The following is a 12,800-nucleotide window of genomic DNA, read 5'->3' as shown; positions in this document are numbered from 1 at the left end:
ATTATATATATAGCATCTGCTAGAATGAGTTTAAAGATTAATATAGGAAGAATATCATGAGTAAATTGACGCATTTTGATGAGTCTGGGCAAGCTCACATGGTTGATGTCGCAGATAAGAAAATCTCGAAAAGAACTGCCATGGCTGGGGGGTCAATCCAGATGTCTCAGGAAGCTTTTGAACTTTTGAAAAAAGGAAACAGTCATAAGGGTGACATACTAGGTATAGCAAGAATTGCCGCCATACAGGGCAGCAAACAGACTTCAAATTTGATCCCTTTATGTCATCCATTATCGCTAAATCATCTAAAAGTGGAATTTGAATTGGAAGAAAGCAAACATATTGTGCATATGCGGGTTACTGTTGATACAGAGGGCAAAACAGGAGTTGAAATGGAAGCGTTGACAGGGGTTTCTGTAGGATTGTTAACCGTTTATGATATGCTTAAAGCGGTAGATAAAAGAATGGTCATGCATAACATTCATCTTGTTTTTAAAAAGGGTGGGAAAAGCGGAGAATTTAATTTTTAAATTTTATAAGGAAAGTTCAGTCTAATTACTGAATTCATCTTGTATTTTTGATCGCTTCTTGATAAAAGTTCTGTGTGGGGCGCATAGCTCAGTTGGTAGAGCAGCTGACTCTTAATCAGCGGGCCCAAGGTTCGAACCCTTGTGCGCCCACCATTTTCTTGATACAGAAATTTTTATTTATCAAATATAATTTTGAGAAATATGTATTTTTAAGTTAAAAGCCCCATATTATGAGTTTAAAATTCATGTTTTAGAATTTTGGTTATTTAAATAATAAAAAAATTAATGAGCATTAAACAATATTATAATATTTAATAAAAATATTATTCATAATAATGCAGGATTTATTATTGTGTTATAGTTTTCTTTTTATATTTTATAACAAAAAGGATTTGGGAAATAACCAGTAATACAGATGAAATTAGGGTGGCTGGTCCAATCCCCTGTATCCCCCATTTTTGAATAAAAATAATCAACATTGGTATATAAATGAAACTGTTTATTCCACGAGAAATGGATGCCCCTTTGGTATTTCCTGTTGTGATTAAAATGGGTTCCAAGGAAATCCCCCATAGGATAACTGCTTTTGCACCAGCCAACCAATATAGTAAATGAAGGGTTTCAGGTGTGGTGGATTTATGAAGTAATAATGAAATGATATATGGTGCAATATAAGGTAGAATGAGAAAAATAACGGAAATGATACCGCCGGTTAAAAGAGTGATTTGCAAGGCCATTTTATAAAGGTGCGATGGTTTGCTGCCCTGCCATGAGCGGGTCATTTCCGGATATAATGTAGATTGTAGCATAATGACAGGTTTTGCAATCGCTTCTGAAATTTTATTGGCAATCGAATAGCGTGCATTTTGAACAGTACCAAGCATACTTCCAATAATTTGAGCGGTTATATGGGCGGAAACAAGGGAAAAAGTCATGTTTATATTGGTATTCCAGGCAAATTTCCATATCCCGGGTAAATCTTTGGTAAGCCCATCATTAATACGATTGAAAAATCCTTTTAAAAAACCTTGCTTGTAAAGTTGGTACAAAGCGGTGACCAAAATAGTAATGAAATTCATGAAAGTGGCAAAAGTCCAGACAATAACTGCTCCCAACATACCACCATGAATAAGGGTAAGAAAAGCGATGCCCAAGAACCGAACTGTTGTTGTTGTTGTCCCTTGAATGGCCAGTAAATCATAACGGTTCAATAATAATAAAACGCCATTGGCTGTTGCACTTGTCGTAAATAAAACAGAAAAACTGAAAATGATACCCAGATAATGCCATTCAGGTGGCCACCCCAAAATATTGCTGAAATTTATGGCAATCAGAACACTGACGACCAAGGCAAAGGTAGCACTGCATGCATCAAGTAAAAAAGAAAATCGCAACACTCGTTGAAAAAGGGGAAGATCTTTATTTTGATAGGGTTTAAGACCGTAATGCAAGACAGTCTGCCATGATTGAAATTCTGCCACATCGCCCACAAGCTGGCCAAAAGCGTATATAAGAACCAGAAAACCGTATCCTTTATCACCAATGAGTCGGGTTGTTAAATAAATTTGGGCTAAACCAAGAGGAACATTGATGATCTTTCCGCTTAATAATTTTAATACGTTATATCCTGACCGCCTTAAACTGCCTCTATAGGAAGGGATTTTATTCTTTGGCACTCTTTATTCCATAGTTTCAAGTAAACAGATTTTGTTATTTTCAGTTTTTCAGGGCATTAAAGAGATAATGCCTTAGCAATTTTTTTTTAAGTTAAAATATATAGTAATTTTTTTTAGAAAAATAAAAGGCTAAATCATATCATTTACCGTAATAATATGCCAATGTTCACGTGTTTTTTCTATCAGAGTAATGGAAAGGTTATAAATGGCAAAGGATAATGCTGAATTAACCGGGATTTTTGAAGCATAGGCAAGGGCAGCCCGAATAGCCCCGCCATGAGATATGACAATAATATCTTTATTTGTGTATATTCTGCTAAATTCCTCCATTTTGCAACTGACTCTTTGATGGACATCATTCATGTTTTCACCTTTGGGTGGAGTTTCTTCGGCTGAGAAGGGCCAAAAAGGATGCGCAGAAAATTTTCGGTGTTTTTCAACTGTAACATGTGATAGACCCTGCCAGGCTCCAAGATTCTGTTCCAGAAAAGCATTTTCGATTTGTAAATTCTCAGATCCATAACCCGCCTTTTGAATTTGTAAGGCCGTATCTCTTGTACGGGAAAGGCTGGTAATGAACCAAAGTTGTGTCTTGGGTAATTTCTTGGCCAGAAACTGATAGTATGTTTGTTGTTTTTTTAAATGTGTAGGACAGATTGGAACATCTTTAGTACCATAAAGATAAGAACGATCCTTTTCATTAACAATTGCATGACGAATAAACCAGAAACGTGTCGTATCACCAATAGAATCAGGATGGTCTATGAAACTAAAATTATTGTTAGACATAAGCAATGATATACTTTATATAGTCAAAAAATATGGGTATTTATATCATAAATTGCAAATTGGTTTGATTTAATTATTATAAATTTTTAAGATATTTTGAAGATATTCAATAAATTTATAATATAAAATACAAAAAAATTATTTAAGGTACATTAATAATGTTGATTTTAGTCACTGGAGGATGTGGTTTTATTGGTTCAGCTGTGATTCGACATCTTATAAAAAATACGCAGCATGAAGTGGTTAATATCGATATCCTAACGTATTCGGCTTCTCTTGATAATGTGGCAGAAATAGCTGGAAATAGCCGGTATTCTTTTTGCAAAACTGATATTACTGATTTTATTTCATTAAAAAAAATATTTAACCAATTCAAGCCTGATGCAGTAATGCACCTGGCTGCAGAATCTCATGTAGATCGTTCGATTGATGGGCCTGAAGTGTTTATTCGGACCAATATTCATGGAACATATTGTTTATTACAGGCTGCTTATGAATATTGGAGAGCAATGTCAGTAGATAGACAAAGAAAATTCCGTTTCCATCACATTTCAACAGATGAAGTTTTTGGTACTTTACAGTCTGGAGATCCCCCATTTACAGAACAAACCCCTTATGATCCGCGCAGTCCTTATTCTGCTTCAAAAGCAGCTTCAGATCATCTGGTTAGGGCTTGGTTTCATACATATGGACTTCCAACTTTTGTGACAAACACAACAAATAATTATGGCATTTGGCATTTTCCAGAAAAGTTAATCCCGTTAATGATTATCAATGCCTTGGAAGGCAAGGCTCTACCAGTTTATGGTAAGGGAGATAATATAAGAGACTGGCTGTATGTTGAGGATCATGCTGAAGCGCTTGTAAAAGCTATAGAGCTTGGAATTCCGGGAGAAACTTATGCAATTGGTGCCCAACAACCCAGAACTAATCTGGAGGTTGTGCAAACGATTTGTCATATTCTTGATGAACTGAAGCCTGATCCTCAGGGAAAATATGAGCGGTTGATTCATTTTGTGACGGATCGTCCAGGTCATGATTTTAGATATGAAATAAATCCAGTCCATGCACAAACCGAATTAAAATGGAAAGCAAAACACAATTTTGAAGAAGGAATTCGTAAAACGATTCAATGGTATTTGAATCATGAGGATTGGTGGAAAAATATTCGTCAAAAACATTATGCTGGACAACGGTTGGGAATAAAACAATGACAAATCAGCATGAAAAATCAATAAAGGGTATATTACTGGCTGGTGGATCAGGTACAAGGTTATATCCTTTGACAGCTGTTTCCAGTAAACAGTTATTGCCTATATATGACAAACCCATGATTTATTATCCGCTGACAACATTAATGCTGGCGGGTATTCGGGAAATCATGATTATTTCTACCCCTCATGATATACCACAAATCAAAAGATTATTGGGAAACGGTTCTGATATTGGAATGAAATTTGACTATTGTGTTCAACCCAAACCTGAAGGTATTGCACAAGCCTTTGTTTTAGCTGAAGAGTGGTTGGATGCTTCCCCTTGTGCCCTGGTGCTGGGGGATAACTTGATCTTTGCTTCACATTTAAGTCAGCTGTTGCAAAAGGCGGTTCAACGAAAATCCGGTGCAACGATATTCAGTTATCAGGTTAGTGATCCTGAACGGTATGGTGTTGTGACATTTGATGAAAATGGCAAGGTAACCCAGATTGTAGAGAAACCGAAAGATCCTCCTTCAAACTGGGCTGTGACAGGACTGTATTTTTATGATTCAAGGGTTACAGAATATGCAAAAAAAATTAAACCATCAGCACGTGGTGAATATGAAATCACGGATTTAAATAAAATTTATTTTGAAAATAACAATTTACATGTAGAGCGTCTGGGTCGGGGTTGTGCTTGGTTGGATGCCGGTATTCCCGCCAGTTTGATGCAGGCGGGAAATTTTGTGCAAATGATTCAGGCAAGACAAGGGATTTTGGTGGGATCTCCTGCTGAGGTGGCCTATCATAGAGGATTTATTAATGCGGAGCAATTACGTGCAATTGCAAAAAAATTGAATAAAACAGACCTTGGGAGAATGTTGATGGATGTTGCAAACGAAGGTTTTAATCAAAAGTAATTAATTATTAAAAGTAAGAAATATTTGTCATGAAAATAGAAAAATTAGCCATTTCAGAAGTATTATTGATAACACCTCCTCGCTTTCAGGATAATCGCGGATTTTTTTCAGAAACCTATAATGCACAGCGATTAAAAGAAGTCGGGATTGATTTGCCTTTTGTGCAGGATAATCAAAGCCTTTCTGTTCAGAAAGGTGTTGTGAGGGGTTTGCATTGTCAGTTAGGCCCTTATGAACAAGGGAAGTTGGTAAGATGTACGCAAGGTTCGATTTGGGATGTGGCTATTGATGCGCGAACGGGTTCTCCGACATATGGGAAATGGGTTGCTGCGGAATTATCAGCTGACAATTGGTCTCAATTGTGGATACCACCAGGATTTTTACATGGTTTTTGTACGTTAACAGAAAACGTTATGGTACAATATAAATGTACAAATTTATATAATAAAGCCAGTGAGCGTGCTGTTTTATGGAATTGTAAAGAAATTGGCATTGAATGGCCAATCGCTGGAAATGATGCGATTTTATCAGAAAAAGATATGCAAAATCCATCATTTTCAGCAGCAAAGAATTGGTTTTCATATTCATAAAAGGATAAACTGGTGACAATTCTAGTAATTGGCGGGAAAAATGGACAATTGGCAGAATCTTTACGGAATTTGCATGATAAACGCTTAAAGTTCATCGGCCGTCCACAGTTTGATTTTACACAACATAATACGATTTGCGGAGTTTTTGAGCAAGATAGACCTGACCTTGTTGTAAATACGGCAGCATGGACGGCTGTTGACGCGGCAGAGGATCATCGAGATGAAGCCTATTTGGTCAATAGCGATGGGCCTGCCTATTTAGCTGAATTATGTGCAGGATGTAATATTCCCATGATTCATATTTCAACAGATTATGTATTTTCTGGTGAAAAGGGGACTCCTTATGTTGAAACGGATCCAATTTCTCCCGAAACAGTATATGGGGCAAGTAAGGTTGCAGGAGAGAAGGCTATTTTACAGGCTCATCCTCATGCAATTATATTGAGGACAGCTTGGGTTTATTCGGAACACGGAAAAAATTTTGTTCGTACTATCATTAATGCGGGAGCCAAAAATCCAGCGCTTCGTGTTGTAGGGGATCAGAAGGGAAATCCAACCTGTTCTGATGATTTGGCTTGGACGATTATGAAAATAGCAGATCGGATTGTCGGTCAAAAATGGCAGGATAATTGGAGCGGTATTTATCATGCTGTTGGAACGGGTGATGCGACCTGGTATGATTTGGCTGTATATGCATTGAGACAGGCAGAGCGTTATGGACAAAAAATGCCTTCCATTACTTCTATAAAAACTGAAGATTGGCCAACTCCTGCAAAAAGACCGCAGGATTCAAGGTTGAATACGGACAAGCTTTATAAAACTTTTGCCATACGGTTACCGGATTGGCATAAAAGTGTTGATAATGTCATTAAAAAAATTTTCTCGACATAGAATTTAAATATAAAAGTCTTGATCTTGAGGGTTAAGACTTTTTATATATGCTGAATTTATTTATGTAATGTAGCATATGTTGTGGTGGCTGAGCCGTAGCAGAAATGGCTGTTTCCAATTGAAGCGTTAGGGTTCGACTCAATAATGATAATGGAATGGATGAATATTTCTTGGCACCATATATTGTATCACCGATAATTGGATGTCCCATAATGGAACAATGGGCTCTGGCCTGATGGGTTCTACCCGTTTGTAAATTAAGTTCAATTAAACTGCATGTATTATCGCCTTTCAAAAATTTCCATTTTGTCAGTGCATTCTGACCCTTATTATCTTGTATCATTTTCCATTGGCCCTTTTGTGTTATTTTTAAAAGGGGTGATGTAATGATACCGGAATATTTTTTCGGTCTACCCTGAACAATGGCCCAATAGACTTTATTTACTTTATGTTGCGCAAAACAGGCTTGGGCCTTGATTAGGGCTTGCTTGCGTAGGGCTATTAATAAACATCCAGCTGTATCCTGGTCTAAACGGTGCACTAGCCATGGCCCTTCCTTTCGTCTTGATAACAGGGGAAAAAATTTTTCGACAGAGGGAATGGAATCATTTTTATCGCTCGAATACACAGGCATTCCAGCAGGTTTGTCAATGATAATATAATAGTTATCTTGATAAAGAATTCTAAAAGGAAGCAAGGTAAAGAATCTTCCCCTTATTCTGATCTTTTAATAAGGATCTCACGTTTACCAACATGGTTGGCAGGACTGACAATCCGTTCTTTTTCCATTTGTTCAATAATTTTGGCTGCTCGATTATACCCGATGGATAAATGACGTTGAATAAATGAGGTGGAAGCCTTTCCCTCTCTTAAAACAAGATTGATTGCCTGGTTATATAATTCATCATTATTACCGCCTGAACGTCCATTATTATCTTCCACAGGGTCAACGGTAACATCTTCAACATAAATCGGTTCACCCTGTGTGCGTAAATGCTGAACAACCCGTTCAACTTCTTCATCAGAGACAAAGGGACCATGAATGCGTTCAATACGTCCACCCGCCTGCATGAATAACATGTCTCCCTGTCCCAATAATTGTTCGGCTCCTTGTTCACCAAGAATAGTTCGGCTGTCAAATTTGCTGATTACCTGAAAAGAGATACGAGTGGGGAAATTGGCCTTAATGGTCCCGGTAATTACATCAACGGAAGGACGCTGTGTTGCCATGATAACATGTATTCCGGCAGCTCGAGCCATTTGCGCAAGACGTTGAACGGCAGCTTCGATATCTTTGCCGGCCACCATCATGAGATCAGCCATTTCATCAATGACGATAACGATATAGGGAAAATGTTCAAGGGGAATTTGCTGTTCCTCAAATGTTGGTTTACCAGTTTCAGGATCAAAGCCTGTTTGTATGCGTCTTGTCATGACCTTGCTTTGATTTTTTGCATTGGTTATGCGCTGGTTATAACCATCAATATTCCTGACTCCAAGCTGGGACATAAGACGATAACGTCTTTCCATCTCCCTTACCGCCCATTTCAAGGCAGACAAGGCTTTGTGCGGATCGGTGACAACAGGGGTCAAAAGATGGGGAATACCTTCATATACAGAAAGCTCTAGCATTTTTGGATCAATTAGGATCAAACGGCATTCATCAGGAGACAGGCGATATAATAAGGATAGAATCATGGCATTAACGCCCACTGATTTCCCTGAACCGGTGGTTCCAGCAATTAATAGATGTGGCATTTTTGCAAGATTTGCATAAATTGGCTCACCAAAAATGTTTTTCCCCAAAGCCAGACATAAACGTGCAGAATTTCTGTACCAGTTTTCTGTATTAAGCAGTTCGGAAAAATATACAATTTCACGAATATTATTGGGAACCTCAATCCCGATGATATTTCTGCCTGGAACGGTGGCAATGCGCACTGATATAACGGAAAGAGAGCGGGCGATATCATCGGACAGGCCAATGACACGAGCAGACCGGATACCTGGAGCCGGTTCCAATTCATATAAAGTTACTACTGGGCCATGTAGAATATTACCTATAGTGCCTTTTACCCCGTAATCATCCAAAATGGTTTCCAGCATGCGAGCATTGGCATGAAGCATTTCAGGTGTAGGTTTATTGCTTTCGTGATTTAAATTGGGTTTTAACAGGGAAAGGGAAGGAAAAGACCAACTGTTTCCTGATTGTTCTTCAAATGAGGGAGGGTGAGATTCAGATGCATTATTGGAAGATACAAAGTGTTCCTTAAGAGGTTTATGGAGCAGGGAAAAAATACCTTTATTTTTTATGGGCGTAGTTTCCCTTTTTTCATAAGGTTTGTCAGGTTGCCGGGTATCTCCATATTCTATTGATTCGGTGGGTTTTGTTAATTCTCTCAGAGGTTGCTCATTTTTATTAACTGTGGTGGATACTGTTGTTTCTTGCTTTGTTATCAAGGACTGCGATGCCGGCCGATAATTATTCTGGGCATCTTCCTGATCGTCCTCCGGGTTGAAAATAGGTGTGTTGTCTGGTGCCAGTGAAGAGGGTTTCTGTTTTTTTGCATAAGGCTGAATGGCATGGGTTGTTTCCCTGACAGAATCCTGATAGGCGGGAGGGGTATAGGTTTGTTCTTCCTTCAGGATATCTGGATTGGATTTAAAAGGCGAATGGTTGTAGGTTCGTGGAGGGACATTATAAGAATTATTGATATAATGATCAGTTTCTGGTTCGGCAGGTTTAGATTTCCTGAGTAAAGTATAATAGAAAAATTGAAAGATCTTTTTGAAAAAACCTATGATTTTTTTCCATTCCTGTTTTGACAATCCCATTGTTAGAGGGATTAACAGCAAACAAAATATGGCGCTTAAAACCCAGATCAAGATTTTTCCCATAATGCCAAGTGTATCCTGAGCCGCTATCAAAGATGTTCTCGCGATCACGTAACCAATTGATCCCCCCAATCCAGGTGGAATAACAAGCGTAGGAACTTTGTTGCCTGAAAATAGTAGGATGGTTGCCACAATTAGCGCAGCCATGACTGGTATGGCAATAATCATGGCTATAAAACGGATAATTATCCCTTTTAAATATTGAAATCGTATGATGCGCCAACCCCATGCAATAAAAACGAGCACCGGGAAAAAACTGGCTATTCCAACCCATTGAATTAAAATATCTGACAAATGGGATCCAATATAACCGAGCAAGTTGCTGGGAGGCTGGTTTGACGAGGTATTGAATGAAGGGTCATAAGGATTGTAACTGATCAATGCCAGCATAAGTAACAAGGCAAATATCCATAGAATCCAGCCGCTTGCCTGTATCAGCCTTTTACTGAATGAAGATTGAAATTTTGAAGTCGTGTTTTTTCCAATTTTATTCTGGTTAGGCACAGTAATTATCCAAATCCTTACAGGGGTTTATTTATTTTTATATGGTTATAAAACTGAAATATACCCTTGGTTATTTTCTTTTTACCCAAAATTTTAGGCATGTATTTTTGAAATTTCGTTCAGCTAACATATGATAATTATCATTTAGCATAAGATTTTCATCTTGTGCAATTTCTGTAATGATAATGGATCGGGTGGAAAGCCAATTTTTATTTTCTAGCGTCTTGAGTGTATAAGGTATAAGGTTTTTTCGATATGGGGGATCCAAGAAAACCAGGTTGCAGTGGTGTTCAGTTATTGGCAGGGCCTGATAATCACTGTAAATTACACTATTCAAATGGCAATGACAACGGGTCAAGTTTTTTTCTAAAATCTGACGAGTTGATTTATTTTTTTCACAAAAAAAACCTTTTCTTGCCCCCCTGGACAAAGCTTCAATACCCAAGGCACCCGTTCCGGCAAAAGCATCGAGAACAAGGCTGTCCTGCAAAAAATATTGTCCTCCCCATTCTGCATGTATAAGCATGTCAAATAATGTTTGTCTTACACGATCGGCCGTTGGACGGGTTTCCAGACCAGCAGGGGGGTACAAATGTGTACCCTTATATTTACCGGCAATAATTCGCATATATCTATTTATTTCTGGATAAAGGTATGTGTTTACCCGTTTGCTCTTTAATGACTTTTCCTGAAACCTCATCAAGACTATTTTTTGGTAATGAACCCAGCTGGAAAGGTCCATAGGCAATTCGGATTAGACGATTAACTTGTAAATCAAAATGTTGCATAACACGTCTGATTTCCCGGTTACGACCTTCTTGTAATGAAACTGTAAGCCAAGCATTCATTCCTTTTTGTGAATCGATTTTGGCAATGATTGGGGAATAGTGTATTCCTTCAACTGTAATGCCATATTTTAGCTGATCCAGTTTTGCTTGTACGATATGACCAAATACCCGGACCCGATACCGACGCACCCAGTGATTGGAGGGAAGTTCCAGCTGCCTTGCCAGGGAGCCATCGTTGGTGAGTAGTAGAAGGCCTTCACTATTTAAATCCAATCTACCTACACTGATAACACGCGGCATGTTGGGCGGGAGTGCACCGAAAACAGTGGGTCGTCCCTCTGGGTCTTTGTGGGTGGTTATCAGGCCAACAGGTTTGTGATATCGCCACAAACGAGAATGTTCTGGATAAGCAATGAGTTTTCCATTAACATAGACATTGTCATTATTCGAGACAAAGGTGGCGGGTTGGGTGATTTGCTGTTGGTTAATAAAGACTTTACCTTCCGAAACCAGTTTCTCAGCATCTCTTCTGGATGCCACACCTGCACGTGCAAGCCATTTGGCAATGCGTTCTCCTTTTGAAAATGAGAGATTGGGAGAATCAGGATCTGTTTTGGGCATAGGTTCTGGCCTTGGCAATTAGTGCTGAAAATAATTTGCGATCAGTATAATCAACAGCAAATTCAGGATGCCATTGTACACCAACAAAAAAAAACCTTGAAGGATCTTCAATTGCTTCGATAGTGCTATCTTCGGCAAGGGCACTTGGGATCCCTTTTCCTGCAGATTTTATTCCAGATTGATGAAAAGAATTTACCATCCATTTTGTTCGTTTGGTTAAAGAATATAAACAGCTTTTTGGCTGAAGTTGAATGCAGTGACTTCCTTGATAGGGAGAATTTATTTGAATATGGGGAAGGCTTTCAGGCAATTCCGTTTGAATATTTTTATATAATTCCCCTTGGAGAAAAAAGGTCATGTGACAGGCCCCACCTGCAATGGCCAGAATGGGAATGTTTTTTTCCCAAGCATATTGAAGAAGATTTTGTTCAAAGGGATCATGATTTTTTGAAGAGTCGGAAAATTTATTTTTATAAAGGACAAGCCCATCCATTTTGTCAAGAATCATTGATAAATTCTTTTGATTGACTGGAAAAATACCCAACGGAATTCCACCTGCCTCAAGAACACTTGTTTTTAAGTTTCTGTCTAGAATATAGGAACAAATGTTGTGATTATCTGTAAAGGGAATTGTACTACTATCCAGCGTGATGCCAATCAAGGGTAAAGAAGAATTTGTCATACAAGAATCATGGAGACGGTGAATATTAAGGGGAATATATTGGATAGACGTTTTTAATAAGAAAAAGATATTTTTGTCAAAGTATCTTTTAACTAAAGATGAAAATAGTTCTTCTAATTGAAAGAATTGGTGATTTAGATGACATATTCTATATTCAAAATTTACTATAGAATTATAACATGTATTAATTTTAAGATATGATATCATTGTATCCTAAACAATCTTACTGGAGAATGGATCAGGCTCTGCATCTTGCGAGGAAAGCATATCAGCGGGGAGAGATTCCGGTTGGAGCGCTTGTTTTATCACCGGAAAACAAGATTGTTGCGCAGGCTTTTAATCAGGTAGAGGCGCATCAAAATCCTTTGGCGCATGCTGAAATGATCGTTTTGAAAAAAGCTTGTCTAAAAGTCAAGAGTAAACGGCTTATGGGATATAGTCTGGTCGTTACATTAGAACCCTGTCCTATGTGTGCCGCTGCTGCAATGCATGCTCGGATCGCAAGAATTGTATTTGGAGCATATGATTCAAAAGGTGGGGGAATAGAGCACGGGGCGCGTATATTTTCACACCAGCAAACGATGTATCATCCCGAAATAATTGGAGGTGTTCGGGAGCATGCCTGTCAAAAATTATTAAGAAATTTTTTTATGAATTTACGGTAAAAAATTTTTAATTTTTGCCATAATTGATCATCATATTATTTCTTAAATAATTA

At 38.1% G+C, this 12,800-nt stretch carries 13 protein-coding genes and 1 tRNA gene; 7 read left to right on the top strand and 7 right to left on the bottom strand.

Translation table 11 applies throughout. The features are described from left to right. The first annotated feature begins 56 nt into the window (after window positions 1-56). Together moaC and D9V35_RS08605 are read left to right on the top strand one after the other, a co-directional pair. A complete protein-coding gene (moaC, locus tag D9V35_RS08610) occupies window positions 57-530 on the top strand; it encodes a cyclic pyranopterin monophosphate synthase MoaC (protein WP_122124141.1) in 474 nt (157 codons plus the stop codon). Between the two features lie 77 nt (window positions 531-607). Continuing rightward, a tRNA-Lys gene (locus tag D9V35_RS08605) sits at window positions 608-683 on the top strand. Between the two features lie 194 nt (window positions 684-877). On the opposite strand, the gene D9V35_RS08600 is transcribed toward D9V35_RS08605, so the two are convergent. Both D9V35_RS08600 and D9V35_RS08595 read right to left on the bottom strand, forming a co-directional pair. Next, on the bottom strand, window positions 878-2,206 hold the full coding sequence (locus tag D9V35_RS08600) for a lipopolysaccharide biosynthesis protein (RefSeq protein ID WP_110439134.1): 1,329 nt from the start codon (window positions 2,204-2,206) through the stop codon (window positions 878-880). 129 nt (window positions 2,207-2,335) lie between these two features. Further along, entirely contained in the window at window positions 2,336-2,995 is a 660-nt protein-coding gene (locus D9V35_RS08595; protein WP_122124140.1) for a histidine phosphatase family protein, read from the bottom strand. A gap of 158 nt (window positions 2,996-3,153) precedes the next feature. Between D9V35_RS08595 and rfbB the strand changes: the two genes are divergently transcribed. The 4 genes from rfbB to rfbD are packed head-to-tail and all read left to right on the top strand — an operon-like array spanning window position 3,154 to window position 6,592. Then, window positions 3,154-4,209: a dTDP-glucose 4,6-dehydratase gene (gene rfbB / locus D9V35_RS08590; protein ID WP_122124139.1), complete on the top strand. Its 1,056-nt coding sequence runs from the start codon at window positions 3,154-3,156 to the stop codon at window positions 4,207-4,209. Next, window positions 4,206-5,111, top strand: a complete 906-nt coding sequence (gene rfbA, locus D9V35_RS08585; protein ID WP_122124138.1) for a glucose-1-phosphate thymidylyltransferase RfbA — start codon at window positions 4,206-4,208, stop codon at window positions 5,109-5,111. Before rfbB ends, rfbA begins: the two co-directional genes overlap by 4 nt. A gap of 29 nt (window positions 5,112-5,140) precedes the next feature. Beyond that, window positions 5,141-5,701 carry a dTDP-4-dehydrorhamnose 3,5-epimerase gene (gene rfbC, locus D9V35_RS08580; protein ID WP_122124137.1) on the top strand — a complete coding sequence of 187 codons (561 nt, stop codon included), beginning with the start codon at window positions 5,141-5,143 and terminating at the stop codon, window positions 5,699-5,701. 12 nt (window positions 5,702-5,713) lie between these two features. Next, window positions 5,714-6,592 (top strand): dTDP-4-dehydrorhamnose reductase, encoded by an 879-nt coding sequence (rfbD, locus tag D9V35_RS08575; protein WP_122124136.1) that lies wholly within the window; start codon window positions 5,714-5,716, stop codon window positions 6,590-6,592. Between the two features lie 31 nt (window positions 6,593-6,623). Here rfbD and D9V35_RS08570 read toward each other — a convergent pair whose 3' ends face one another. The 5 genes from D9V35_RS08570 to D9V35_RS08550 all read right to left on the bottom strand — a co-directional run bounded on the left by D9V35_RS08570 (window position 6,624) and on the right by D9V35_RS08550 (window position 12,082). Continuing rightward, a complete protein-coding gene (locus D9V35_RS08570; RefSeq protein WP_240993367.1) occupies window positions 6,624-7,289 on the bottom strand; it encodes an RluA family pseudouridine synthase in 666 nt (221 codons plus the stop codon). A 17-nt stretch (window positions 7,290-7,306) separates the two neighbouring features. Beyond that, window positions 7,307-9,991 carry a DNA translocase FtsK gene (locus D9V35_RS08565; RefSeq protein ID WP_231504025.1) on the bottom strand — a complete coding sequence of 895 codons (2,685 nt, stop codon included), beginning with the start codon at window positions 9,989-9,991 and terminating at the stop codon, window positions 7,307-7,309. Window positions 9,992-10,061: 70 nt separating this feature from the next. Then, window positions 10,062-10,619: a 16S rRNA (guanine(966)-N(2))-methyltransferase RsmD gene (rsmD, locus tag D9V35_RS08560; RefSeq protein ID WP_122124135.1), complete on the bottom strand. Its 558-nt coding sequence runs from the start codon at window positions 10,617-10,619 to the stop codon at window positions 10,062-10,064. A gap of 4 nt (window positions 10,620-10,623) precedes the next feature. After that, on the bottom strand, window positions 10,624-11,400 hold the full coding sequence (locus D9V35_RS08555; RefSeq protein ID WP_122124134.1) for a pseudouridine synthase: 777 nt from the start codon (window positions 11,398-11,400) through the stop codon (window positions 10,624-10,626). Further along, window positions 11,381-12,082: a gamma-glutamyl-gamma-aminobutyrate hydrolase family protein gene (locus D9V35_RS08550; protein WP_122124133.1), complete on the bottom strand. Its 702-nt coding sequence runs from the start codon at window positions 12,080-12,082 to the stop codon at window positions 11,381-11,383. The genes D9V35_RS08555 and D9V35_RS08550 overlap by 20 nt, the downstream gene beginning before the upstream one ends. 233 nt (window positions 12,083-12,315) lie before the next feature. On the opposite strand from D9V35_RS08550, the gene D9V35_RS08545 reads away from it, so the two are divergent. After that, entirely contained in the window at window positions 12,316-12,747 is a 432-nt protein-coding gene (locus D9V35_RS08545; RefSeq protein ID WP_110439125.1) for a nucleoside deaminase, read from the top strand. The last annotated feature ends 53 nt before the right edge of the window (window positions 12,748-12,800 follow it).

It is taken from the genome of Commensalibacter melissae, assembly GCF_003691365.1.
Taxonomy (GTDB): domain Bacteria; phylum Pseudomonadota; class Alphaproteobacteria; order Acetobacterales; family Acetobacteraceae; genus Commensalibacter; species Commensalibacter melissae.
This window is presented reverse-complemented; position numbering and strand designations above follow the sequence as displayed.

Coding starts and splice junctions, on each gene's coding strand:
- moaC (WP_122124141.1), top strand. CDS start 57: ATGAGTAAATTGACGCATTTTGATGAGTCTGGGCAAGCTCACATGGTT.
- D9V35_RS08595 (WP_122124140.1), bottom strand. CDS start 2,995: ATGTCTAACAATAATTTTAGTTTCATAGACCATCCTGATTCTATTGGT.
- rfbB (WP_122124139.1), top strand. CDS start 3,154: ATGTTGATTTTAGTCACTGGAGGATGTGGTTTTATTGGTTCAGCTGTG.
- rfbA (WP_122124138.1), top strand. CDS start 4,206: ATGACAAATCAGCATGAAAAATCAATAAAGGGTATATTACTGGCTGGT.
- rfbC (WP_122124137.1), top strand. CDS start 5,141: ATGAAAATAGAAAAATTAGCCATTTCAGAAGTATTATTGATAACACCT.
- rsmD (WP_122124135.1), bottom strand. CDS start 10,619: ATGCGAATTATTGCCGGTAAATATAAGGGTACACATTTGTACCCCCCT.
- D9V35_RS08555 (WP_122124134.1), bottom strand. CDS start 11,400: ATGCCCAAAACAGATCCTGATTCTCCCAATCTCTCATTTTCAAAAGGA.
- D9V35_RS08550 (WP_122124133.1), bottom strand. CDS start 12,082: ATGACAAATTCTTCTTTACCCTTGATTGGCATCACGCTGGATAGTAGT.
- D9V35_RS08545 (WP_110439125.1), top strand. CDS start 12,316: ATGGATCAGGCTCTGCATCTTGCGAGGAAAGCATATCAGCGGGGAGAG.